14 protein-coding genes are annotated in these 21692 nt (G+C 71.3%); 2 read left to right on the top strand and 12 right to left on the bottom strand.

Going from position 1 to position 21692, the window contains the following annotated elements:
• Positions 1-6: 6 nt before the first annotated feature.
• From M3667_RS02695 to M3667_RS02660, 8 genes are all read right to left on the bottom strand, one after another.
• On the bottom strand, positions 7-4290 hold the full coding sequence (locus M3667_RS02695) for an LPXTG cell wall anchor domain-containing protein (protein ID WP_251504563.1): 4284 nt from the start codon (positions 4288-4290) through the stop codon (positions 7-9).
• 315 nt (positions 4291-4605) lie between these two features.
• Positions 4606-5388, bottom strand: coding sequence for an alpha/beta hydrolase (locus M3667_RS02690; protein WP_251504560.1), 783 nt, complete (start codon positions 5386-5388; stop codon positions 4606-4608).
• 21 nt (positions 5389-5409) lie between these two features.
• Positions 5410-6561 carry a mannitol-1-phosphate 5-dehydrogenase gene (locus M3667_RS02685; protein WP_251504557.1) on the bottom strand — a complete coding sequence of 384 codons (1152 nt, stop codon included), beginning with the start codon at positions 6559-6561 and terminating at the stop codon, positions 5410-5412.
• Positions 6558-6995, bottom strand: a complete 438-nt coding sequence (locus tag M3667_RS02680; protein WP_251504554.1) for a PTS sugar transporter subunit IIA — start codon at positions 6993-6995, stop codon at positions 6558-6560. Before M3667_RS02680 ends, M3667_RS02685 begins: the two co-directional genes overlap by 4 nt.
• A 105-nt stretch (positions 6996-7100) precedes the next feature.
• Complete coding sequence (locus M3667_RS02675; protein ID WP_251504551.1) at positions 7101-8765, bottom strand: PTS mannitol transporter subunit IICB; 1665 nt, start codon at positions 8763-8765, stop codon at positions 7101-7103.
• 95 nt (positions 8766-8860) lie between these two features.
• Positions 8861-10546, bottom strand: coding sequence for a phosphoenolpyruvate--protein phosphotransferase (ptsP, locus tag M3667_RS02670; RefSeq protein ID WP_144782407.1), 1686 nt, complete (start codon positions 10544-10546; stop codon positions 8861-8863).
• Between the two features lie 15 nt (positions 10547-10561).
• Positions 10562-10837 (bottom strand): HPr family phosphocarrier protein, encoded by a 276-nt coding sequence (locus tag M3667_RS02665; protein WP_144828979.1) that lies wholly within the window; start codon positions 10835-10837, stop codon positions 10562-10564.
• Positions 10838-10857: 20 nt separating this feature from the next.
• Positions 10858-11184 carry a PTS sugar transporter subunit IIB gene (locus M3667_RS02660; RefSeq protein WP_251504548.1) on the bottom strand — a complete coding sequence of 109 codons (327 nt, stop codon included), beginning with the start codon at positions 11182-11184 and terminating at the stop codon, positions 10858-10860.
• Positions 11185-11415: 231 nt separating this feature from the next.
• On the opposite strand from M3667_RS02660, the gene M3667_RS02655 reads away from it, so the two are divergent.
• Positions 11416-13302 carry a transcription antiterminator gene (locus M3667_RS02655; protein ID WP_251505062.1) on the top strand — a complete coding sequence of 629 codons (1887 nt, stop codon included), beginning with the start codon at positions 11416-11418 and terminating at the stop codon, positions 13300-13302.
• A gap of 809 nt (positions 13303-14111) precedes the next feature.
• On the opposite strand, the gene M3667_RS02650 is transcribed toward M3667_RS02655, so the two are convergent.
• The 3 genes from M3667_RS02650 to M3667_RS02640 form a co-directional block, all read right to left on the bottom strand.
• Positions 14112-15077, bottom strand: coding sequence for a type IV toxin-antitoxin system AbiEi family antitoxin domain-containing protein (locus M3667_RS02650; RefSeq protein WP_251504545.1), 966 nt, complete (start codon positions 15075-15077; stop codon positions 14112-14114).
• A 488-nt stretch (positions 15078-15565) separates the two neighbouring features.
• The gene (locus M3667_RS02645) at positions 15566-17269 is read right to left on the bottom strand and encodes a phospho-sugar mutase (RefSeq protein ID WP_251504542.1); all 1704 of its coding nucleotides are present in this window, start codon (positions 17267-17269) and stop codon (positions 15566-15568) included.
• Positions 17266-18099, bottom strand: a complete 834-nt coding sequence (locus M3667_RS02640; protein ID WP_251504538.1) for a purine-nucleoside phosphorylase — start codon at positions 18097-18099, stop codon at positions 17266-17268. The genes M3667_RS02645 and M3667_RS02640 overlap by 4 nt, the downstream gene beginning before the upstream one ends.
• A 108-nt stretch (positions 18100-18207) precedes the next feature.
• On the opposite strand from M3667_RS02640, the gene M3667_RS02635 reads away from it, so the two are divergent.
• On the top strand, positions 18208-19668 hold the full coding sequence (locus tag M3667_RS02635; protein ID WP_186316529.1) for an NAD(P)H-quinone dehydrogenase: 1461 nt from the start codon (positions 18208-18210) through the stop codon (positions 19666-19668).
• Positions 19669-19895: 227 nt separating this feature from the next.
• Here M3667_RS02635 and M3667_RS02630 read toward each other — a convergent pair whose 3' ends face one another.
• Positions 19896-21662: a biotin carboxylase N-terminal domain-containing protein gene (locus tag M3667_RS02630; protein ID WP_251504534.1), complete on the bottom strand. Its 1767-nt coding sequence runs from the start codon at positions 21660-21662 to the stop codon at positions 19896-19898.
• Between the last annotated feature and the right edge of the window lie 30 nt (positions 21663-21692).

Here is a 21692-nt window from a genome sequence, read left to right as displayed (position 1 = left end):
GAGGGGTCATGTCGGAAGGCTCCCTCCCTTGCGTCGGCGAGAGATCGCGGCGCCCGCGACGGCGAGGGCGAGCAGGAGGCCCCCGGCGATGACGAACGCGTCGGCGCCCATCCCGCCTGTGAGGGGGAGACGGGGTCCGACGACCGGGGCGTTGACGAACCGGTACACGACGTTCTGCCCGGCGGCGGGAGCGGTGATGGTGCGGCTGCTCACCGTCGTCCAGGTCGTGCCGTCGAGTCGCTCAAGGCGGAGGGTCTGATAGCTCAGCCGGGTGCCCGACACCGTGGGGGCTTCCGAGAGGGTGTACCCGTGACCCGGTCGCACCTCGAAGGTGCTCGCGGCGTTCTGTCCGGCGGAGTAGGCGGCGCCGACCCGGCTCTGGGTGGGAAGCGTGGCTCCGGTCAGCGCGGCGGGAGTGGCCGTCACGGTCCAGGTCGAGGGCACGAAGCCGGAGCCGGGTGTCACGACGTCCTTCAACAGGGTCATCGTGGCCGTGGCGTTGGTGACCGTGCAGGTGGCCGCGGCTCCGGTGGCGAGGGTGACGTCTCCTGCGGCGGTGACGGGCAGTGCGGCACCGCTCGCGTCGACGCACTGCCAGGGCCCCACCTGCACGTACGCGGCGTTGGTGCCGGACTCCGAGAGGCGGTAGGCGCGCGCGGGGCTGACGGGGACGTTCGTGGTGGCCGCGGTCCCCGTGCGCCCGGTGGGGCCGGGCAGGGCGCCGGCGGGACCGGTGGCGGTCACGGTCCATTCGGTCGCCGCGAGCGAGCCGGACGACACCGTCTTCACAAGGGTGAGGGAGGTGATCGCCTGATTCGTCAGGGTGCACGCGACGGTCGCCGAGGGGCCCACGTTCAGCAGGGTGCCGCTGACGACCCCGGCTGCGGTCGTGAAGGTCACCGGGGTGGTCGCCCCGTTCACCGTGCAGGTTCCGCTGACGAAGGTGAAGCGCGTCTGCTGCACCTCCGAGATGGTCAAGGTCGCCCGCGACGCCGCGGAGCCGTACAGCACCGTCCAGACGGCATTGCCCGAGGCATCGGAGTTCTGCCGGGGCGCTTCGCTCGGCAGGACGGTCGCCGTGCCGGTGGTCGCGGTCGCCGCGGCGCCGAGACTCCAGCCGGCGGCCGGGGTGGACTGCCCCGTCGCCGGATCGAGCACGCGTTTGGTGATGGTCACCGTCGCCACAGGACTGGGGGAGTTGAAGAACGTGCACACGACGTTGGCCCCGAACCGGTCGGGCATCGCGAAGCCGGCGCTCACGGCTGTCGTGTTCACGATCCGGATGCCGTCGGTCCAGCACTCGAGTCGAACCGTGTAGGCCCCGATGACCGAGGTGGATCCGGCCGCCATTGCCTCCGATACCGTCAACGCCGTGCCGACGCGCACGGGGAACGGTCCGACTTGGGCGGTCTGCCGCCCGGTGGTCGAGCCCGCCGTGGTCGCGGTGCCGACCGCGCCGGTGGGGTCGGCCAGGGTGATCTGAAACTGATCGGCGGCCACTGCGCGCCCGACGACGTTCTTGAGCACGCTGACGCTGCCCGGTGAGGTGCAGGTGGCGAGGTCGGTCGAGGCGAAGTCGATGCGCGGGCTGCCGGCGATGCGAGTCCACGACGTCGGATCGAACTCGTATGTGCTCGTGTTGCTCGAGAGGTAGACGGTGCCGCGCGGAGAGAAGGCGATGCCGTTGACGCTGCCGAAGGCCGGGGAGGCGTCCAGTCCGACCAGGGCGCGCGTCGTCGAGGTGTTCACGGCGAGGCTTCCTCCGTTCGCCGCGGCGAGCGTGTCGGCCGTCACGGTGAAGATGGCGGCGCTGCTGGCGTTGTTGACGGTCGCGGCGCCGAGGACGTAGAGATTGCCGCGGGAGTCGAAGGCCATGTCGCCGTTGCCGTTCGGCGCCGATCCGGTGGCGAAGGATCCGAGGTAGGCGAAGCGGGAGGCGGCCGGCGCCGACTCCGTGAAGCTCCAGACGTAGAAGAGCCCGGCGTTGAATTTGCCGAAGAGATAACGGCCCGTGGTGAGATCCACCGCGCCCGCTACGATGCTGCCCGCGACCGCCGTTCCGCCGGGTCCGACCGGGGTGTAAGCGGTGTTCGCGAGCGTCTCGAAGCCACCCGTCTGCGACCACTTCAGTACGGACAGCACCGTCGCGGCATCGGTCGATCTGTTCAGGGCGAAGGCGGTGGTGCCCCCGGCGCCCACTCCGAGCGAGTTGGCGCCGGTGACGTTCGGCCAGGTGCCGACCGTCGATTGACCGCCGTTGACGATGTCGCCCTGCACCAGCGCACCGCTCGTGGTGACGCCGTAGAACAACCCGCTGTCGCAGGCGAGGCGAACCTGCTGCAGGGTGTTGCTGAAGGTGCAGACGATCTCGGCGCCGGGGTCGCTGGGCATGACGATGGTCCCCGAGCGCGATGCTCCGGTGGCGACGACCGTGCCGTCGCGGGTGCACTCGTACGAGCTCGCGTAGCCGATGCCGGCCCCGGAGGTCGGCGTCTCATGGATCGTGTACGTGCCTCCGGCGTCGACGATCTGTCGTGACACCTGCGCGGACTGCACGCCGCTGCTCGTCCCGCTGGTCGTGGCCGAGGCCACCACCGTGGTGCCGCTGCGGATCGACAGGGTGAACTGGTCCGTGGATGCGGCGCGGGCGGGGAGGTCCTTGCGTACGGTCAGTCGCGAGGCGGGGGTGACGGTGAGCGTCGCGGCCTCCGGGGCGATCAGCGGGGTGACGACGTTGGCCGGGACGTTGACGTAGGTCGCTTCGGCGGATGCCACGACGTCGACGGTGATGGTGCACGAGGTCGCGCCCGGGGCGAGGTCTCCTCCCACCGCGCCGATGCTCGTCGCACCCGCGAGGGCCGTCACGCCGAATGCCGTGCCGGTGACCTGCGCGCACGTGCCGCCCACGTCGGGGGTCGGGGCGACGGTCAGCCCGGTGGGGAGGGTGTTCGTGAACGACCAGTCGCTCTTGGCGAGGAGGTCGGAGGTATTGGTGATCGTGTAGGTCAGCGTGGAGGGCGTGCCGACGGGGACGCTGGTGGGTCCGAACGACCAGTCCAGGCTCGGGGTGACATCCAGCAGCCGCAGGTTGTCGACGCCGAAGCCGCTGCCGGCGCCGGTCGTGGTGTTCGTAAGGCGCACCTGGGCCGAGGCGATCTGCGCCGGAGTGAGCAGCGCGGAAGCGGTTCCGGTGTAGGTGGCCGCTCGGGCCGACGTCGAGACGGCAGGGTCGAGGATGCCGCCGACGCCGCCCGTGGCCGCCTGTGCGGGGGAGGTGTAGAACACGTTGCCCGTCGCCGCGCACGGGTTCACGGCGGTCGGGAACGCGGTCAGCAGGGTTGTCGTGCCCGTGACGAGCGAGAGTGCCAGGGCCGGTGGGTTCGCGGCGCAGGGTGCGGCGGCGGCGTCGAAGCGCAGCGTGTAGTAGCGCGAGCCGGCGGCCGTGACGCCGAGGCCCGCTGTGCTCTGCGCGACAGTGGTCCCGCCCGCCGCCACAGCGGCGTAGGGGAGGGCCACGAGCGCGTGATTGTTCTGGGTCGCGGTCGTCGAGCCGTTGGTCGGAGCGTTGGCGGTCGCGGAGCCCGCGGTGCCAGCGGCGAGCTGGCCGAGGACGTCGGCGAGGCGGCGCACCTCGCGGGCGGAGGTCGTGGTGAGCCCGAGGCCCTGGCTGGGGCAGAACTGTGTATTCGGGTAGACGGCGTTGCGGTTGAGCAGAACCCCGGTGCACGTGATGCCGTTCGCCCAGCCGGCCGAGGCGGTGTAACGGCCGCCCGCGTACGCGCTGATCGACGATGGCGCCGTCAGTGACAGGCCCTGTTCGAATGGCTCGGTCCACACCTCGGCGGGCTGTTCGGGGATGCCGGCGGCGAGGATGCCGATGCGTGCGCCGGGGGGTGCTCGGGCCGGGGTCTCGGCCGCGCCGACGTCTTCTGCGACGTCAGCCTCAGGCTCTTCCGTCTCGGTCGGTGCCGGAACCGGTACCGCGGGTGCGACGGGCTCGGCCGGTGCGTCGGGCGCATCCGTGGGCGCGGAGGGGGAAGACGGCACCTCGTCGACCGCAGAGCTTTCGGGAGAAGGTGTCGGAGAGGCCGGGGCCGACGTGGCCGTCGGCGTCGGGGTGGGGGTCGGCGTGGCCGACGGCGTGCTGTCGACCGGAACCGGGGTCGCTGTCGCGGCGGCACCCGCCGGGGTCGTGACGGCGCCCACCAACACCGCGACCACAGCGACGACGGCCGCCGTGGCGACGGCTCGCGTCCGGATCGGACGCGCGGGGGGACGCGACGAGAACATGGGCCTCTCGCGCGACGCTCTGCGTCGCGAGGGGTCGACGAACGTCGGCTATGGGGCCGAGCGGTTCGGGGGGAACGGGCGATGGCTCCGGTCTCGTCCGTTCAGTCGTGACTCGCGAGGACCGATGACATCGATGCTACGAATTCGCTGAGGAAGGCGGCAACGCGGCCGACTACCGGGTCGACTACTGGTTGTGACTACCTATTTCGACCCGAACGAAGCGCGCTGCGAGTGTGCTGCGCACAGCGGCTTGAGCCGCGCGCTGCGCGGAGGTAAGGTGCAGCAGCAGCGCACCGCTCCTCGGCCGTCGCCGCCTCACGGCCGCGGCAGGAACCCCGCCAGCTCGTCGGCGATGACGCGGTCGACCTCGGCCGGATCCGCCGTGGGGGTGCCGTCGCCCGGCTGCGGGCCGTACGCGCCGAACGACGCGTGCGAGGCACCGGGAATCTCCACGAACGTCGCATTCGCGGGGAGTTCGCCCTTGGCATCCGCGATCTTCTGGGGAGTCGAGAGGCCGTCCTCCGAACCCGACAGGCTCAGAACGGGAAGACCGGATGCCGAGAGGTCGTTCGCACAGTACGAGGCGAACAGCACGAGGGCATCGGCGTCGGATGCCAACTGGCAGGCCCTGACGCCGCCGAGGGAGTGGCCGCCGACCGCCCAGCTCGACACGCCGGGCGCGAGTTCGGTGAAGGTCGACAACGGCCGCGGATCGAAGAAGGCGAGGTTCAGCCACGGACGGGTGATGACGACGGTGATGCCGTCGTCGACGACCGTGTCGACGAAGGTCGCGATGTAGCCCTCGGCCTCGACCTTCGCCCCCGGAATGAACACGAGCCCCTGCCCGGTCGCGCCCGAGGTGGGGGAGAGCACGATCCCCGTGCCGTCGGAGCTGATCGTGAGGCCGGGATTCGCCTCGGCGGCCGCGAGGGGCTCGGCTTCGGCGCCCATGACGCCCACTTGGGTGTAGATCAGGATGCCGCCGATCAGCAGCACCACGATCACGGCAAGACCACCGAGGATCCAGCGCAGAAGACGACGACGCCGGCGGGGCGCTCGGGGCGCTCCGCCGGCGTCGGACGGGGTCGTGTCGGTCACCTGTCGAGGGTAACGCGGGGCTCAGGCGGGCAGTGCCGCCTTGCGGGCCGCGACGATCTCGACGATGCGCGCGTACAGCGGGTGCGCGGCGTCGAGGCCGGTGACCTCCGCCGTGAACGCCTCGGCGTCGAGCTCGCGCAGCATGCGCTGCAGGTCGACGGCCTGGGTGTCCTCGGTGTCCGAGAACTCGAGCGCGGCGGCCATGGCGGCGACCAGGGCGTCGACGGGCAGGCCACGCTCCACGGCCTCGGCGGCGGGCCCGACGAAACGCTCGTGACGCGAGAGCTTGCGCAGCGGCTGACGTCCCACGCGCCACACGGTGTCGGGAAGGGCGGCGTTGCGGAAGCGGCGCAGGATCGTCGAGCGGTACTCGCTCTGCACGCCGGCATCCAGCTCGTGCTTCTCGACCAGCAGTGCGCTGGTCTCCTCGAGTGCGGCCTCGACCTTCGACGCGATCTCGGGGTTCGCCAGGGCGTCGGAGATACGCTCGATGCCCGCTTGCGCGCCGAAGTACGCGGTGGTGGCGTGCCCGGTGTTCACCGTGAAGAGCTTGCGCTCGATGTACGGCTCGAGGTCGTCGACGAAGTGCGCCCCGGGGATGTGCGGGGGAGTGTCGCCGAACGGCGCGCTCTCGATCGCCCATTCGTAGAACGGCTCGACGGTGACGTCGACACCGCCCTGGGCCTGCGCCGGAACGATGCGGTCGACCGCGGTGTTGGCGAACACGGCACGGGCCGCCAGGGCGTCCCACGACTCGCCGGCGAGCTCGACCACGTGCTCGCGCAGCTGGTCGGTCGCCCCGATCGCGTTCTCGCACGCCATGATCTGCAGCGGCGGGAGCGAGGGATCGCGCAGCGCCAGGCCCGCAACGATGTGCGGGGCGACGAACTTGAGGATCGTCGGGCCGACGGCGGTGGTCACCACGTCGGCGGTGGCGATCTCGTCGACGAGGGCCTCGGCGTCGACCGAGCTGTTGATCGCACGGAAGTTCGTCACCTGCTTGTCGACGCCTCCGTCGCCCACCTCGTGGACCGTGTACGACGACGCCGAGTTGATCGCCTCGACGAGGGCCGCCGAGACGTCGGAGAAGACGAGGTCGTAGCCGCCTTCGTGCAGCAGCAGACCGACGAAGCCCCGGCCGATGTTGCCGGCGCCGAAGTGGACGGCCTTCATGCGTTGACGGAGCCCGAGAGGGCCTGGAAGAGCTCCTCGGGGGAGGAGGCGGCCTTCAGACGCGCGACGTCGTCCTCCTCCGAGAACAGGATCGCGATCTGCGACAGGATCTCGAGGTGCTCGTCGCCCTTGCCGGCGATGCCGATCACGAAGCTGACGGGCTCCCCGCCCCAGTCGACGCCGCCGTCGTAGCGCACGACGGAGAGGCCCGACTCGAGGATGGCCTGCTTGGTCTCGTTGGTGCCGTGCGGGATCGCGAGCTCGTTGCCCATGTACGTCGACACGGTCTCTTCGCGCTGCTGCATGGCGGCGAAGTAGTCGGCGGTGACGGCGCCGGTGGCCTGCAGCAGGTCGGCGGCCTCCTTCATCGCCTCCTCGCGGGTGGCACTGCCGGGGTGGATGCGGACGGATTCGCTGCGGAGGACGTTCGACATGGTTCTCGCCTTTCTCGTCGTGCTGTCCAGCCTCGCAAACCGCGGGCCGGACGGGAAGACGCCAGGGGTCGGGCTGACGCACCGACCCCTGGCGTGCTAGGGGAATTACTTGGTCTCGTGCTGAGCGCGCACCATCTCCACGACCTCGTCGTACTTGGGCGAGTTCATGAAGTTATCGACCGACACGTGCACCGAGTCGGGCGACTGCGCCTTGGCGCGGTCGGTGAGCTGATTCTGCGTGATGACCAGGTCGGCCGAGCCGTCGAGGTTCGCGATCGCCTGGTTGGTGACCGTGACGCCGTCGATGCCGGCCTTCTTGATCTTGTTGCGCAGGACGCTGGCGCCCATGGCCGAGGAGCCCATGCCGGCGTCGCAGGCGAACACGATGTTGTTCAGCTGCTTGGTCGCCACGGCTCCGGCGACCCCGCCCAGGGCGGCGTCGACATCGCGGTCGGCCGCCTCGGTCGTGCCCGAACCGGTGGTGCCGGCGGCGCGGGTGCGGAGGGCGCCGAGGGCCGACGACTCCTTGCCCTTGTTGGCCGCGGTCTGGTCGATCGCGGCGGCGAAGCTGTCGCCCTCGGCCTCCTGGTCGCGCTTGCGCGAGGCGCGGAGGATGATGCCGGCCACCAGGAAGGTCACGACGGCGGCGACGACCACCGACAGGTAGACCACCAGGAGGTTGGCGGGACCGGCGCCGATGGCGGCGACGGTGACGGCGATGATGCTGCCGGGCGCGGCCGGGAAGGCCAGGCCGCCCTGGAAGATCATGTTCGTCGCGACACCCGAGGCGCCACCGGCGATCAGCGCGAGGATCGTCATGGGCTTCGCGAGGGCGTACGGGAAGTAGATCTCGTGGATGCCGCCGAGGAACTGGATGATGATCGCGCCGGGAGCCGACGCCTTGGCCGCACCGACACCGAAGAAGGTGAAGGCGAGCAGCAGACCCAGGCCGGGGCCGGGGTTCGCCTCGATGAGGAACAGGATCGACTTGCCCGACTCCGCCGCCTGCTCGATGCCGAGCGGGGTGAAGACGCCGTGGTTGATGGCGTTGTTGAGGAACAGCACCTTGGCCGGCTCGACGATGATCGACAGCACCGGCAGCAGGTTGAACTGCACGAGGAACGCGACGATGCTGCCGAGGACCGCGCTGATGCCGAGGAAGACCGGACCGAAGGCGAAGAAGCCGATGATCGCGAGGATCATGCCCAAGATGCCGGCGGAGAAGTTGTTCACGAGCATCTCGAAGCCGGGGCGGATCTTGCCGTCCCACAGCTTGTCCATCTGCTTGGTGACCCAGGCCGCGAGCGGGCCCATGATCATCGCGCCGAGGAACATCGGGATGTTGGTGCCGACGATGACACCCATCACGGCGATGGTCGCCACGACGCCACCGCGGGCGCCGTAGACGATGCGTCCACCGGTGTTGGCGATCAGCAGCGGCAGCAGGTAGGTGATCATGACGCTGACCAGGCCGACGTAGCCCTGGTAGGTGCTGCCGTCTTCGTTGGCCGTGAGCGCGGTCATGGCGCCGGGCCAGTTGATCGTCGCGGCGTTGCCGCCTCCGCCGAGGATCTCGGCGACCGGGGCCCAGTGCCAGCCGAACGGGCTGCGTGCACCGAAGAATCCATCGGGGATGAAGAGCATGGTGATGAAGCCCCATGCGATGAACGCCGCGATGTTCGGCATGATCATGCCGGAGAGGAACGTGCCGAATCGCTGGACTGCGATCCGTGCCCCTCCCGGCTTCTTGGTGGGTGACGTCGTCGTCATTGCTGTGTCTCCTTGACTGGCTGTGCGGCCGGGGCCGCGTGGGGGGTACGGCTTTCGCCGCGGTGTCGACGGGGCGGCCGGAACCGCCCCGGGGTTCACGGGGTGTGGACGAGAGAGGAGGCGGCCTGGGCTGCCTCGCGGGCGGAGGCCGCGTCGTCCGCGGCCAGGGCGGCCTCGGCGATGCGGCGGGCATCGTCGAGAGTGTGGGTGAGCAGGGTCGCGCGTACGTCGGCGAGGGCCGTGGGGGCCATCGACAGCGTGGTCGCGCCGAGCCCGACGAGCACGACGGCGAGCATCGGGTCGGCCGCGGCCTCTCCGCAGATGCCGACGGGCTTGCCGTGCGTGCGGCCCGCGGCCCCGACCTCGCGGATGAGGCGGAGGACGGCCGGATGCCACGGGTCCTGGAACGACGCGACCGAGCCGAGCAGGCGGTCGGCGGCGAGCGTGTACTGCGTCAGGTCGTTCGTGCCGATCGAGGCGAAGTCGGCGATCTCGAGGATGCGGTCGGCCAGGAGGGCCGAGGAGGGGACCTCGACCATGACGCCGGTCGTCTTGAGGCCGTAGTCCTTCGCCAGGGCGGTGAAGTACCGGGTCTCCTCGACGGTCGAGACCATGGGCGCCATGACCCACAGGTCGGCGGGGCCGGCCTCGGACGCCCGGGTCGCGGCATCCGCTTCGGCGAGGGCCGTCAGCTGCTCGCGCAGGATGTCCTCGCTGGCGCGGAGGGCGCGCAGGCCACGCAGACCGAGCGCGGGGTTCTCCTCGTGCGCGTCGTTGAGGAACGGCAGGGGCTTGTCGGCGCCGGCGTCGAGCACGCGCACGACGACCTTCTTGCCGGGGAAGGCGCTGAGCAGCTCGATGTACGCCGCGCGCTGCTCCTCGACCGTGGGGGCCGAGCTGGAGCTGAGGAAGAGGAACTCGGTGCGGAACAGGCCCACGCCCTCGGCGCCGAGCTCGACGGCCTCGCCCGCTCCGCCGGGCTTGCCGAGGTTGGCCAGCAGCGGAACCTTCGTGCCGTCGGCGAGGGCGCCGTCGGTGATGGGGGCGGATGCCGAGGCGGCCCGGGCCGCGGCACGGTTCTCGGCCCGCGCCAGGTCGTCGGCGCTCGGGTCGACGGTCACGACGCCGGCGGCGGCATCGACGATCACCGTCTGGCCGTCGACGAGGTCCTTCGCGCCGGCGGCGCCGACGACCGCGACGATCGACTTCTCGCGGGCCAGGATCGCGGTGTGCGAGGTGGGGCCGCCCTCGGTGGTGACCAGGGCCAGCACCTTGTCGAGGTCGAGCAGGGCGGTGTCGGCGGGGGCGAGGTCTTTGGCGACGAGCACGAAGGGGTGACCGGGATCGGGGATGCCGGGGGCGGCGACGCCGCGGAGGCGCGCGATCACGCGCTGGGCGACGTCGTCGAGGTCGGCCGCGCGCTCGCCGAGGTAGCCGCCGAGGGCCACGAGCTGCTCGCGGAACGAGGCGAAGGCGTCGTGCACCGCGAACTCGCCGGTCTTGCCGGCGGCCAGGCGCGCGTCGACCTCGGCTTCGAGGGTGGGGTCTTCGGCGATCATCGCCTGCGCTTCGAGCACGTCGCGGGCGGCGCCACCGGCCTGGGCGCCGCGGGCCTCCAGCTCGCGGGCGACGGCGCCGATGGCCTCGCGCACGCGGGCGGTCTCGTCGTCGACCGAGAGCTCGCTCTTGGCGTCCTTCGGGGCGGGCAGGGGCTCGGCCATGCGCGCGATGGGTCCCTGGGCGACGCCCAGTCCGATTCCGACTCCACGGAGTTCCGTCATGGTGCTGTGTTTCCTTTACTCGGCGTCGTGGTCGGTGGTCAGGAGTTCGGCGAGGCGCTCCAGCGTCGCCTCGGCGTTGTCGCCGTCGGCGACGAGGGTCACGTAGTCGCCCTGCTCGAGCCCCAGGGCGATGATTCCCAGGATGCTCGCGGCGTTGACCGGCTTTCCGGCGTCCTTGGCGAGGGTCACGGGGATGCCGGAGTCTTTCGCGGCCTGCGCGAAGAGCTTCGCGGGGCGGGCGTGCAGGCCGTGCGACGAGCCGATGCGGACGGTGCGGGTCAGGTGGGGCATGAGTGTCCTCTCCGTCGAGTTCAGATCGTGTCCGCGGGCTGGGCGGAACGCAGAGCGTTCTCGACCAGGGCGAGGGTTCGGATGCCGCTCTGGTCGGCGAAGACGTCGTCGGGCAGCAGCACGACGGTCACGCCGCGCGGGGCGGCCTCGAGGCGGATGCGCTCGAGTTCGGGCGCGAGGTGCGGGCCCACCAGCACGAGATCGGCGGCGTCGAGGTCGATCGGGAGGGACCGCGACGTTCCCGCCGAGGCGGAGTAGTCCAGGCCCTTCTCATGCGCAGCACGACGAACGCGTTGCGCGACGAACGTGCTCGACGCACCCGCTCCACACACCACGAGGATCCTCATCGACCGGCCTTTCTTCCTCTCGATTGTCCGCACCTGTCTCACAGCGGACAACCAGGTTCGTTTCCCACCCCCCGGAACACGGATGCCGCGGCCGGGCGCTGCGCGCGCCGTCTCGCCCCGCGCCGGGGGCGGAAGGGCGTGAAAGGATGGTCGGAACGCTGCCAACCGGGGCGGCGCGGAGGACGGATCGTGACGACCAAGGCTCGCCAAGACCGCCTGCTGGCCCTGCTCATGCGGGACGCGGAGTGGTCGACCGCGGCGTCGCTCGCCGACGCGCTGGGCGTGACCCCGCGCAGCGTCCGCTCGTACGTCACGGCGATCAACGCCCGCGTCCCGGGCGGAGCCGCGATCGAGTCGGGGCCCCTCGGCTACCGCGCCGGGGCCGACGCCGCCGCGGCCCTCCGGGCGTTGACGGGGGCGGATGCCGGCACCCCGCGCGACCGCCTGCACACCCTCGTGCGCCGGTTGCTCGACTCCGCCGACGGCATCGACGTGTTCGAGACCGCCGATGCCCTGCACGTGAGCACGGCCACCCTCGAGGCCGACCTCGCTCGCGTGCGCGGCCTGCTCGGCGGCACTGAGCTGACCCTGGAGCGCTCGGCATCCACCGCCCGTCTTCGCGGCACGGAGGTCGCCCAACGTCGACTGCTGTCCAAGCTCGCGCACGACGAGATGGACGCCGGACTCTTCGACCTCGATGCCCTGCGGCGCACGCTCGGCGAGCAGTCGGTCGGCGCCCGGGCGTTCGGGCCGTTCAAGGCCGAACTCGTCGCGGAGCTCGGCGCCCTCGGCTACTACGTCAACGAGATCGGCATCGGCGACGTGGTCATGCACATCGCGATCGCCGCCGACCGCACCACGCGCGATCGGGCCCTCGGTTCTCCGGGCGGGGATTCGTCGGATGCCGCGGCCGCCGTCGTCGCGCTGCTCGACCGGCTGACGGTCAAGCACATCGGCGTGCAGCTCGGCTCGGGCGACCTGCGCCACCTCGCGACCCTCGTGCTGACCCGCATCGTCGCGCCTGGATCGCCGGCCGGCGACGACGTGCGCTCCCGCCTCGACCCAGCCGTCGAGGTGGCCGTCCGGCGGGTCGTCGAGAACGCGGCATCCGAGTTCCTCGTCGACATCGCCCACGACGACTTCATCCTGCGCCTCGCGCTGCACGTGCAGAACCTGCTGCACCGCGCGAAGGAGCAGGCGTGGTCGCGCAATCCGCTCACGCGGTCGCTGAAGTCGACGTACCCGATGATCTTCGAGGTCGCGGTCTACATCGCTAAGGGGCTGCAGGACGGCCTCGGCATCCCCATTCTCGACGACGAGATCGCCTACATCGCCATGCACGTCGGGGGCCGGCTCGAACGCAGCCGTCGCGCCGACCAGCTGCTGACCGCGACGATCGTGTGCCCCGGATACTACGAGCTGCACGAACTGCTGCGCTCGAGCATCGACCGCTCGCTCGGCCAGGCGATCGAGGTCGTCGGCGTCGAGACGCGCATCGACCCCGCGTGGGACTCCATCGACACCGACCTCGTGCTCACGACCATCGACCCGCCGCGGCCGGGCGACCGGTTCGTGCGGATCCAGCCGTTCCTCACCGACGCCGACGTCGAGCGCGTACAGGCCGCCGCCGGTCGCATCCGCCGCGGTCGTCGCCTCGCGCGACTGCGGGCCGAGCTCGAACGCTACTTCGCGCCGGGCGCCTTCGTGCGGGGGCTGGATGCCGCGAACGGCGAGGCCGGCGTGATCCAGCGCCTCGGCGGGATGCTCGTCGAACAGGGCGTGATCGATGACGCGTACGTGGACCGCGCGGTCGAGCGCGAGTCGATCTCGTCGACGGCGTTCACCGACGCGCTCGCCGTGCCCCACGCGATGGGCATGACCGCGACGCAGACCCGCATCGCGATCGGCATCGCCGACCCCTCGATCGAGTGGGGCGAAGGGCGCGTGCAGGTGGTCGCTCTCGTGGCCTTCAGCGAAACCGACCGCGAGGCGTTCCAGACGGTGTTCGAGCAGTTCGTCGAGGTGTTCAGCGAGCGCGACAGCGTGCAGCGCATCGTGCGCCGCGCTACCTCGTTCCCGGCCTTCCTGGATGAGCTGGTCGCGGTGATCGACGGCTGACGCAGGCTTCGCCGGGCTGACGCGGGTCTCGCCCGGCTGACGCGGGGTCTCGCCCGGCGCGGGCCGCCGTGGCGCCTTTGCTGGCCGTTCTGGGGCGTGGTTCGTGGCCCCGGGGCGTGGCGGGCGCCTTGGTTGCCGTTCTGGGGCGTGGTTCGTGGCCCCGGGGCGTGGCGGCCACCTGTCTCGGCCGTTGTGGGGCGTGGTTCGTGGCCCCGGGGCGTGGCGGGCGCCTTGGTTGCCGTTATGGGGCGCTGTTCGTGGCCCCGGGGCGTGGCGGCCACCTGTCTCGGCCGTTGTGGGGCGTGGTTCGTGGACCCGGGGCGTGGTTCGTGGCCCCGGGGCCAGATTTGTCGCCCCGAACGCCCGCCCCTGCTCCGTGGGGTTAGGCGAGCTGACGCGGGGCCTCGCCCGGTGCGGCCTATTCGGGCGCCGTTGTGGGGCGTTGTTCGTGGCCCCGGGGCGTGGTTCGTGGCCCCGGGGCCAGATTCGTCGCCCCGAGCGCCCGCCCCGGCTCCGTGGGGTTTGGCGAGCTGACGCGGGGCCTCGCCCGGTGCGGCCTGCCCGTACGCCGTTCTGGGGCGTAGTTCGTGGCCCCGGGGCGTGCGTCGTGGCCCCGGGGCCGGATTCGTCGCCCCGGACGCCCGCCCCGGTTCCGCGGGACGACGGCGTCACGCTGCACCGCGACGGGCAGCTTCGGGCGACGTCTCCGTCGAGTCGTGCGCTGAGGCGGCCGCGAACTCCAAGGCGCGGCTGCCCTCGGCGTCGATTCAGGACCCGCAGGCTGGAATGCGCCTGCCACCCGAAGCTGTTCAGGGACGCGGTCCGGGGCGCACCCCGAAGGCAGCGAGGCGGCGGCCCAGAGCGGCGGCATCGCTGATGTGTTCCCAGCCCCAGCGCACCATTGTGCGCCCGGTGGTACCTCGAATCCAGTCCTCGCGCTGCTTCTCGGCTTCGACGATCTCGCGAGACGAGCGTTCGGACGCGTCGGCGAGCTCGCGATACTTCACCTTGCCGTCGAATTCTCCCCATGCATTCGCTTCATCGAACCCGAAGTCGAGCCAGTAGGTCTTGCCGCGCGGTCCGTCAACGGCAACCTGCAGTGACGGGGAGGCGAAGCCCAGCTCATCGAGTCGAATTCGACTGATGCTCTCTCCGGGGCGCTGTGCCCGTCCGTCTGCGAACTCGAGAACGCGGCGCCCGCGTCTGCGCCCGCGCGGAGAGAAGTCGAGGGCCTCGATTGCGGACTCGCGAAAGGTCTCAGCCTTCACCAGGTCGTACGTGCCGGGCGCAGTCCATGCGATGGCGCGCAGACCGGCGTCAGCCGCCGCCACAGCCGACTCGCGCGATTCCCATCTCGCCACATCAGCGACAGTCCGAACGAGTGACGTACACGCGATCCCGTCGATCTCGGTGATGTCGTCGGCGCCGAGGTCTCCGCGGTGGCGGACGACGTCAGAAGCAGAGCCCGGTCGATTCTCGGGCGAGCAGATGTGGAGTCGCCCATCATCTGCGATCAACGGGAGTCCATGCAGGGCCGCAGCAGTGCGACCCGCGAAAATCGGGCGAGAGGTCGCAACAGCACCGTAGGAGCGTGCCCGAACGACCACCTGCTCCTCGGTCTTCAGATCCCGCAGCTCGGAAGCGCGCGCGAACACACCGCGCCGCACGGCGATGAGTGAGCCCGCCTGCAGAGCGCGGGCAATCTGGCGGGAGTCCCACCCCAGATCCTCCAGGTCGCGACGACGACGCAGAGGAACGACCAATCCGTTCGACATGACCTGATCGTCGCGGTCATGAGCGCTCCCTCGCGGACCGTGATGCCCCGACGAGGGATAGAGGGCGCAAACCCGAGGATGGGGAGGAGGTGTGCACCCCGTGTCGGCCTTCTCCCGGATCGTCCACGGCCGCATACCCCGAGCCTCACTGACCTGCCCATTCGTGGCCCCGGGGCCACGGATCACGCCCCGGGACCACGATCGGCGCCCTGAACCGGGTCGTGGCCCCGGGGCCACGGGGCGCCCGCCCGGGGGCACAATCGGCGCCCCGAACCGGTGCCAGCCGGGAGGTCGCCCGGGCGCGCTTCACAGCGCAGCAGCACCAGCGATTCCGCGGCCCCGCATGCTCATGGTGCTCGCGGCCACGTCCCCGCAGGCGCGGTGACCTGCTCATTCGTGGCCCCGGGGCCACGAATCGCACCCCGGGGCCACGGTTCACGCCCCGAACCGGGCGGACGGGCGGTGGTCGTCCGCGGCGCCAGCGCGCGTCAGCGCACCGACACCAGCAACTCCTCGGCCCCCGCGCGCAGCGCCTCGAGGCGCCGGCGGGCCTTCTTCGCCGACGAGCCGCGCACGTCGAGGTACAGCTTGAGCTTGGGCTCGGTGCCGCTGGGGCGCACGATGAGGCGCGAGCCGTCGTCGAGCCAGAGGCGCAGCACGTCGCCCGGGGGCAGTCCGTCGACGCCGAGCAGCAGGTCGTCGGTGCGCGACACGGCGATCTCGCCCACCGCGGCGGGAGGCTGGGCGCGCAGGGCGGCCATGATCCCGCCGATCTCGCTGACGTCGCTCACGCGCACCGAGATCTGGTCGCTCGCGAATGCGCCGAACGTGTCGCGGAACTCCTGCAGCAGGTCGGCCACGGTGCGCCCCTGGGCACGGGCCTCGGATGCCATGCCCAGAAGGGCCACGGCGGCCGAGATCCCGTCTTTGTCGCGCACGGTCGTCGGGTTGACGAGGTAGCCGAGGGCTTCCTCGAAGCCGAACACGATGCCGGGCGCGCGCGAGATCCACTTGAACCCGGTGAGGGTGGAATGGAACTCGAGACCGTAGTGCTCGGCGACGGCCTGGAGCCCAGGCGACGAGACCAAAGAGCAGGCGAGGGATGCCGGCGCCCCGGCGTCCCCGCGCGCGTCGCCGGACCCGTCGGAGGCGTGTCCCGCAAGCCGCGCCGCGCGCCACCCCAGCAGCAGCCCGATCTCGTTGCCGGTCAACCGGCGCCACCCGCCCTCGGCGTCGGCGTCGGGGATCGCGACGGCCAGGCGGTCGGCATCCGGATCATTGGCGATGACGAGCTCGGCGTCGACGGCCCGTGCCGTCTCGAACGACAGGTCCATGGCCCCGGGCTCTTCGGGGTTGGGGAACGCGACGGTCGGGAAGCGCCCGTCGGGGTGGATCTGCGCCTCGACGACGGTGGGCTGGGGGTAGCCCGCTTCTGCCAGCACGCGTGAGACGGTCTCCCACCCGACGCCGTGCATCGCCGTGTAGACCCAGTTGAGGCCCTCGGCCCCGCCCGGCGCAGGCGCAACGGCCGCGGTCGCGGAGACGTACGCCTCGACGACCGACTCGGGGGCGTTGGCGTAGCCGACCGAGCGGGGGAGCGTGGTGATGTTGCCCTCGTCGGCGATCCGCTGGATGTGTGCAGCGATCTCGGCGTCGGCGGGCGAGACGATCTGCGCGCCGTGGTCGTCGCCGCCCAGGTAGACCTTGTAGCCGTTGTCGTCGGGCGGGTTGTGGCTCGCGGTGACCATGACGCCGGCGTCGGCGCCGAGGTGGCGCACGGCGAAGGCGAGCACGGGCGTCGGCAGCAGGCGGGGGAGCAGGATCGCGTTCAGGCCCGCGCCGGCGAAGATCTCGACCGAGTCGCGCGCGAACACGTCCGAGTTGCGGCGTCCGTCGTACCCGACCACGACGGTCGGCGCGGAGCCGGACGAGCGCTCGAGCAGGTACGCCGCGAAACCCGCCGCCGCCTGGGAGACGAGCACGCGGTTCATGCGGTTGGAGCCGGCGCCGAGCGTTCCGCGCAGGCCCGCGGTGCCGAAGGCCAGCCGCGTCGAGAAGCGATCCTCGAGGTCGGCCGCCGCCTCCGCATCGCCGTCCTCGACGCGCGCGAGCAGTGAGGTGAGCTCGTCGCGGGTCACGGCATCCGGGTCCTGCGCCAACCAGGCGCGGGCCGCGTCGACGTACCCGCTCACAACGCGCCGATCACGCGGGCGAGCAGCGCCGAGATCACCGGCTCGGCCTCGCGGCCGGCCTCGAGCACCTCTTCATGGCTGAGGGGCGTCTTCTGGATGCCGGCGGCGAGGTTCGTAATGAGCGAGAAGCCCAGGATCTCCATGCCGGCCTGACGCGCCGCGATCGCCTCGAGGGCGGTGGACATGCCGACGATGTGGCCGCCGATGGTCTTGGCCATCTGCACCTCGGCGGGCGTCTCGTAGTGCGGCCCGCGGAACTGCGTGTACACGCCCTCGTCGAGCGAGGGGTCGATCGAGCGGGCGACGTCGCGCAGGCGCTTCGAGTACAGGTCGGTGAGGTCGATGAAGGTCGCGCCCTCGAGGGGTGAATCGGCAGTCAGATTGATGTGGTCGCTGATGAGCACGGGCTGGCCGGGCTTCCACGTCTCGCGGATACCGCCGGCGCCGTTGGTGAGGATCATCGTCGTGGCGCCCGTCGCGGCCGCGGTGCGCACGCTGTGCACGACCCGGCGCACGCCGTGGTTCTCGTAGTAGTGCGTGCGCGCGCCGATGACGAGCACGTTCTTGCCGCCGGGGGTGCGGACGCTGCGGAGCGTGCCGACGTGCCCCTCGAGGGCGGGCTTGGAGAAACCGACGACCTCGGTCGCGGGGAACGACGCCGTCTCCTCGCCGATGAGCTCGGCGGCGCGTCCCCAGCCGGACCCGAGGGTCACGGCGATGTCGTGGTGCTCGACACCCGAGAGGCGGGCGATGTCGGCTGCCGCGGCGGCGGCGATCTCGAACGGGTCGACCGCGGGGTCGTCGAGCGGGTGGGCTGTGCTGTTGGACATTCCCCCACTCTAGAAAAGGCGGGGGCCGCGAGCCAGACGGCACACACCTCGGATCATCGTGTCGGGCGCAGCTGTGAGGCGCATCGGCATCCGCCCAGCGCTGACAGAATGGATGCCATGGTGCAGAGCTTCGAGCGCAAGCAGTCCGTCGCGATCGTCGGCGGCGGCCCCGGCGGGTACGAGGCGGCCCTCTCCGCCGCGCAGCTCGGCGCCGACGTCACCCTCGTCGAGCGTGCGGGAGTCGGCGGCTCGGCCGTCATCACCGACGTCGTCCCCTCGAAGACCCTCATCGCCACCGCCGACGCGGCTGTCGCGATCCGCAACGCCAGCAGCCTCGGCGTGCAGCTGTTCGCCAAAGACGACCGCGGCAAGCCGCTGACCCCCGAGGTGGCGATCAATCTCGCCGCGGTCAACCAGCGCCTGCTCTCCCTGGCTCGTCAGCAGTCCGACGACATGCGTTCGTCGCTCCTCGAGGCGGGCGTCCGCATCATCTCGGGTCACGGACGCCTCGACGGCAACGGCGCCGTGGTCGTCTCGACCGAGGCCGGCGGAACCGACTTCGACCGCATCGAGGCCGAGACCCTCGTCGTGTCGGTCGGCGCCTCGCCCCGCGAACTGCCGTCGGCGCAGCCCGACGGAGAGCGCATCCTCACGTGGACGCAGCTGTACAACATGAAGTCGGTGCCCTCGCACCTCATCGTGGTGGGCTCCGGTGTGACCGGCGCCGAGTTCGCCTCGGCGTACATGAACCTCGGCGCAAAGGTCACGCTCGTCTCGAGCCGCGACCAGGTGCTCCCGGGTGAGGATCAGGATGCCGCGGCCGTGCTCGAGCGCGTGTTCCAGCGCGGCGGCATGACCCTGTTGGCGAAGGCGCGGGCCGACTCGGTCGTCAACACCGGCGAGGGCGTCACCGTCACTCTGTCGGACGGCCGCACCATCGAGGGCAGCCACTGCCTGATGGCGGTCGGATCGATCCCCAACACCGCCGGCATCGGACTCGAGCAGGCGGGGGTGCAGATGACGGCATCCGGTCACATCCGCGTCAACCGCGTCGCCCGCACCTCGGTGCCCAACATCTACGCGGCCGGGGACTGCACGAACTTCTACCCCCTGGCATCCGTCGCCTCGATGCAGGGGCGCCAGGCGATCTTCCACGCCCTCGGCGACATCGTGATCCCGCTCGAGACGCGCCGCATCACGGCCAACATCTTCACCGCGCCCGAGATCGCCACCGTCGGTTTCAGCGAGCAGGACGTCATCGAGGGCCGGATCGCCGGTAAGGTGCGCAAGCTCCCGCTCTCGGCCAACCCCCGCGCGAAGATGCAGGGCATCACCGACGGCTTCGTCAAGCTCATCGCCCGCGAGGGCAGCGGCACGGTGATGGGCGGCGTGATCGTCGGCCCCAAGGCGTCGGAGCTCATCTACCCGATCGCGATCGCCGTCGAGCGCCGCCTCACCGTCGACCAGGTCGCCCGCGTGTTCGCGGTGTACCCCTCGCTGACCTCGAGCATCACCGACGCCGCGCGCGCCATGCACATCGTCGACCGCGACGACCCCGGCGAAGACTGACGCGGGTCTCTGAGCTGGTCGGTCCTCGCCGCGGGTCGCGGTGGCTTCGACAGGCTCAGCCACCTGTACGGCGGAGGTCCCTGAGCGTGTCGACGGGTCCGGTCGTCGCCGCGGGTCGCGGTGGCTTCGACGGGCTCAGCCACCTGTGACGCGGTCAGGGCTCACGCGCACGAACGACGGCGCCGCGCCCCCGAAGGAGCGCGGCGCCGTGTGAACGAAAGGGCCCGTCAGCTGATCAGCAGCAGCTGGTGTCCCGCGGCGACCGTGGTGCCGGCCGACGCGTCGATGGCGGCGACCGTGCCGTCCTTGTGGGCCTGGATGGGCTGCTCCATCTTCATCGCCTCGAGCACGACGACCAGGTCGCCCTTGACGACCTGCTGGCCCTCTTCGACGGCGACCTTGACCACGGTGGCCTGCATCGGCGACTTGACCGCGTCGCCCGTGGCGCCGGCCGTGGGCGAGGCGGCGTGCGCGCGGCGGGACGGGGGAGCGACCGCGGGCCGACCGACCTGCGGTGCCGCCGCGGTGATGCGGTCGGGCAGGCTCACCTCGAGGCGCTTGCCGCCGACCTCGACGACGACCGTGTGGCGGCCGGGGGCCGCGGCGGGCGCTTCGAGCTCGCCGTCCCACGCGGGGATGTCGTTGACGAACTCCGTCTCGATCCAGCGCGTGAAGACGCCGAACTCGCCGTCCTCAGCGGTGAAGGCGGGGTCGCGGAGGACCTTGCGGTGGAAGGGGATGACGGTCGGCATGCCGGCGACCTCGAACTCGTCGAGGGCGCGGCGCGAACGCTCGAGCGCCTCGGCGCGGTCGCGGCCGGTGACGATGATCTTCGCCAGCAGCGAGTCGAAGGCGCCCGAGACGCTGTCGCCCGCGGTCACGCCGGAGTCGAGACGGATGCCGGGGCCGCCGAACGTCTTGAACACGTGGATCGGGCCCGGCTGGGGGAGGAACCCGCGACCCGGGTCTTCGCCGTTGATGCGGAACTCGATCGAGTGGCCGACGGGCGCGGGGTCGTCGTAGCCGAGCTCCTCGCCCTCGGCGACGCGGAACTGCTCGCGCACGAGGTCGATGCCGGTGACCTCTTCGGAGACGGGGTGCTCGACCTGCAGGCGGGTGTTGACCTCGAGGAACGAGATCGTGCCGTCGGCGCCGATGAGGAACTCGCAGGTTCCGGCGCCGACGTAGCCGACCTCCTTGAGGATGGCCTTCGACGCCGAGTACAGGATGGCGTTCTGCTCGTCGGTCAAGAACGGCGCGGGGGCCTCTTCGACGAGCTTCTGGTGGCGGCGCTGCAGCGAGCAGTCGCGTGTGGAGACGACCACGACGTTTCCGGCGGAATCGGCGAGGCACTGCGTCTCGACGTGGCGCGGCTTGTCGAGGTACTTCTCGACGAAGCACTCGCCGCGACCGAACGCGGCGACGGCCTCGCGCGTGGCCGACTCGAACATCTCGGCGACCTCGTCGAGCTCGCGCGCGACCTTGAGCCCGCGTCCGCCGCCGCCGTACGCGGCCTTGATGGCGATCGGCAGGCCGACCTCGTTCGCGAAGGCGATGACCTCGTCGGCGCCCGAGACGGGGCCGGGGGTTCCGGGGGCCAGCGGTGCGCCGACCTTCTCGGCCACGTGGCGGGCGGTGACCTTGTCGCCGAGCGCCTCGATGGCGTCGGGCGAGGGGCCGATCCAGATGAGGCCGGCACCGATCACGGCGCGGGCGAAGTCGGCGTTCTCGGCGAGGAAGCCGTAGCCGGGGTGCACGGCGTCGGCGCCGGAGCGGCGGGCGACCGAGAGGATCTTCTCGATCGAGAGGTAGGTGTCGGCGCTGGTCGCACCGTCGAGGGCGTAGGCCTCGTCGGCGAGGCGGGTGTGCAGGGCGTCGCGGTCCTGATCGGCGTAGACCGCGACGGAGGCCTTCCCCGAATCACGGGCGGCGCGGATGACTCGGACGGCGATCTCGCCGCGGTTGGCGACAAGGACCTTGGCGATCTTCGGCATCCTCCCAGCCTAGCGAGGGGGCACCCCGGC

The organism is Microbacterium sp. P26, from assembly GCF_023712585.1.
GTDB lineage: Bacteria > Actinomycetota > Actinomycetes > Actinomycetales > Microbacteriaceae > Microbacterium > Microbacterium algihabitans_A.
Note: the sequence above shows the minus strand (reverse complement) of the source record. Positions and strands in the feature narration are given on the sequence as shown.